At 57.0% G+C, this 3,188-nt stretch carries 1 rRNA gene; it reads left to right on the forward strand.

Annotated features, from left to right (window positions below):
- Nucleotides 1–50: 50 nt before the first annotated feature.
- Nucleotides 51–3,130 (forward strand): 23S ribosomal RNA (locus ACWEFJ_RS39080).
- The last annotated feature ends 58 nt before the right edge of the window (nucleotides 3,131–3,188 follow it).

Genomic DNA, 3,188 nt, shown 5'->3' on the forward strand with positions numbered 1-3,188 from the left:
GGGTGTCTGGTTGTTCTTTGAGAACTGCACAGTGGATGCGAGCATCTTTGTGGCAAGTTATTAAGGGCACACGGTGGATGCCTTGGCACCAGGAGCCGATGAAGGACGTAGGAGACTGCGATAAGCCTTGGGGAGTTGTCAACCGAGCTGAGATCCAAGGATTTCCGAATGGGGAAACCCGGCCCCAGTCATGTGGGGTCACCCACGTCTGAACACATAGGGCGTGTGGAGGGAACGCGGGGAAGTGAAACATCTCAGTACCCGCAGGAAGAGAAAACAACCGTGATTCCGTGAGTAGTGGCGAGCGAAAGCGGATTAGGCTAAACCGTATTCGTGTGATACCCGGCAGGGGTTGCGTGTGCGGGGTTGTGGGACCTGTCTGATCGTTCTGCCGGACGGTCGAGGAGTTAGAAAATACTGTGGTTAGCGGAACGCGTCTGGAAAGCGTGGCCGTAGAGGGTGAGAGTCCCGTACGTGAAAACCCGGTATCTCCTGATGGTGTTCCCAAGTAGCAGCGAGCTCGTGGAATTTGCTGTGAATCTGGCGGGACCACCCGCTAAGCCTGAATACTCCCTGGTGACCGATAGCGGACTAGTACCGTGAGGGAAAGGTGAAAAGTACCCCGGGAGGGGAGTGAAATAGTACCTGAAACCGTGTGCCTACAATCCGTCGGAGCCTTTCGGGGTGACGGCGTGCCTTTTGAAGAATGAGCCTGCGAGTTAGTGCTGCGTGGCGAGGTTAACCCGTGTGGGGTAGCCGTAGCGAAAGCGAGTCCGAATAGGGCGGTTGAGTCGCGTGGTCTAGACCCGAAGCGGGGTGATCTAGCCATGGCCAGGGTGAAGCGTGGGTAAGACTGCGTGGAGGCCCGAACCCACCAGGGTTGAAAACCTGGGGGATGAGCTGTGGTTAGGGGTGAAAGGCCAATCAAACTCCGTGATAGCTGGTTCTCCCCGAAATGCATTTAGGTGCAGCGTCGTGTGTTTCGTGCCGGAGGTAGAGCACTGGATGGTCTAGGGGGCCCACAAGCTTACCGAAATCAACCAAACTCCGAATGCCGGTACGTGAGAGCGCGGCAGTGAGACTGCGGGGGATAAGCTTCGTAGTCGAGAGGGAAACAGCCCAGAACGCCGGCTAAGGCCCCTAAGTGTGTGCTAAGTGGGAAAGGATGTGGGGTCGCCCAGACAACCAGGAGGTTGGCTTAGAAGCAGCCATCCTTTAAAGAGTGCGTAATAGCTCACTGGTCAAGTGGTCCTGCGCCGACAATGTAGCGGGGCTTAAGCACACCGCCGAAGCCGTGTCATTCAGATTTAGGTCTGGATGGGTAGGGGAGCGTCGTTCAGCCGTTGAAGTGCCGGAGGAATCCAGGTGTGGAGGCTGGACGAGTGAGAATGCAGGCATGAGTAGCGAAAGCAGAGTGAGAAACTCTGCCGCCGGATGACCAAGGGTTCCTGGGCCAGGCTAATCCGCCCAGGGTAAGTCGGGACCTAAGGCGAGGCCGACAGGCGTAGTCGATGGACAACGGGTTGATATTCCCGTACCCGTGTGAACGCGCCCATGGCGAACCTTGTGATACTAACCGCCCGAAGCGCTGCCCGAGTCTTCGGACGAGGGTGGTTGTGGAGCGCGGGGCCTGAACTTGTAGTAGTCAAGCGATGGGGTGACGCAGGAGGGTAGCTCCGCCAGTGAGTGGTAGTACTGGTGTAAGCGTGTAGGCCGACGTGTAGGCAAATCCGCGCGTCATTGAGGCTGAGACGTGATGCATAGCCGATTGAGGCGAAGTAGGGTGATCCCATGCTGCCGAGAAAAGCCTCTAGTGAGTGTTCATGCGGCCCGTACCCCAAACCGACACAGGTGGTCAGGTAGAGAATACCGAGGCGATCGGGCGAACTGTGGTTAAGGAACTCGGCAAAATGCCCCCGTAACTTCGGGAGAAGGGGGGCCGAGGGATTTGAAGCCCCTTGCGGGCTAGGATTTTTCGGCCGCAGAGACCAGCGAGAAGCGACTGTTTACTAAAAACACAGGTCCGTGCGAAGTCGCAAGACGATGTATACGGACTGACGCCTGCCCGGTGCTGGAACGTTAAGGGGACCGGTTAGCTCTTTGGGGCGAAGCTGAGAACTTAAGCGCCAGTAAACGGCGGTGGTAACTATAACCATCCTAAGGTAGCGAAATTCCTTGTCGGGTAAGTTCCGACCTGCACGAATGGCGTAACGACTTCTCGACTGTCTCAACCACAGGCCCGGCGAAATTGCATTACGAGTAAAGATGCTCGTTACGCGCGGCAGGACGGAAAGACCCCGGGACCTTTACTATAGCTTGGTATTGGTGTTCGGTTCGGCTTGTGTAGGATAGGTGGGAGACTGTGAAGCGGGCACGCCAGTGCCGGTGGAGTCGTCGTTGAAATACCACTCTGGTCGTACTGGATGTCTAACCTCGGTCCGTGATCCGGATCAGGGACAGTGCCTGGTGGGTAGTTTAACTGGGGCGGTTGCCTCCCAAAGGGTAACGGAGGCGCTCAAAGGTTCCCTCAGCCTGGTTGGCAATCAGGTGTCGAGTGCAAGTGCACAAGGGGGCTTGACTGTGAGACCGACGGGTCGAGCAGGGACGAAAGTCGGAACTAGTGATCCGGCCATGGCTTGTGGAAGCGTGGTCGCTCAACGGATAAAAGGTACCCCGGGGATAACAGGCTGATCTTGCCCAAGAGTCCATATCGACGGCATGGTTTGGCACCTCGATGTCGGCTCGTCGCATCCTGGGGCTGGAGTAGGTCCCAAGGGTTGGGCTGTTCGCCCATTAAAGCGGTACGCGAGCTGGGTTTAGAACGTCGTGAGACAGTTCGGTCCCTATCCGCCGCGCGCGTAGGATACTTGCGGAAGGCTGTCCCTAGTACGAGAGGACCGGGACGGACGGACCTCTGGTGTGCCAGTTGTCCTGCCAAGGGCATTGCTGGTTGGCTACGTTCGGAAGGGATAACCGCTGAAAGCATCTAAGCGGGAAGCCTGTTCCTAGATGAGGTATCCCACCCTTTGTGGGTTAAGGCCCCCAAGAGACTATTGGGTTGATAGGCCGGAGATGGAAGGTCGGTAACGGCTGGAGTTGACCGGTACTAATAGGCCGAGGACTTGTTATGAAGGTGCTACGCATCCACTGTGCGGTTCTGAAAGAACCGAACCGGACCACCTGGTCCA

Source organism: Actinosynnema sp. NPDC004786 (assembly GCF_053601135.1).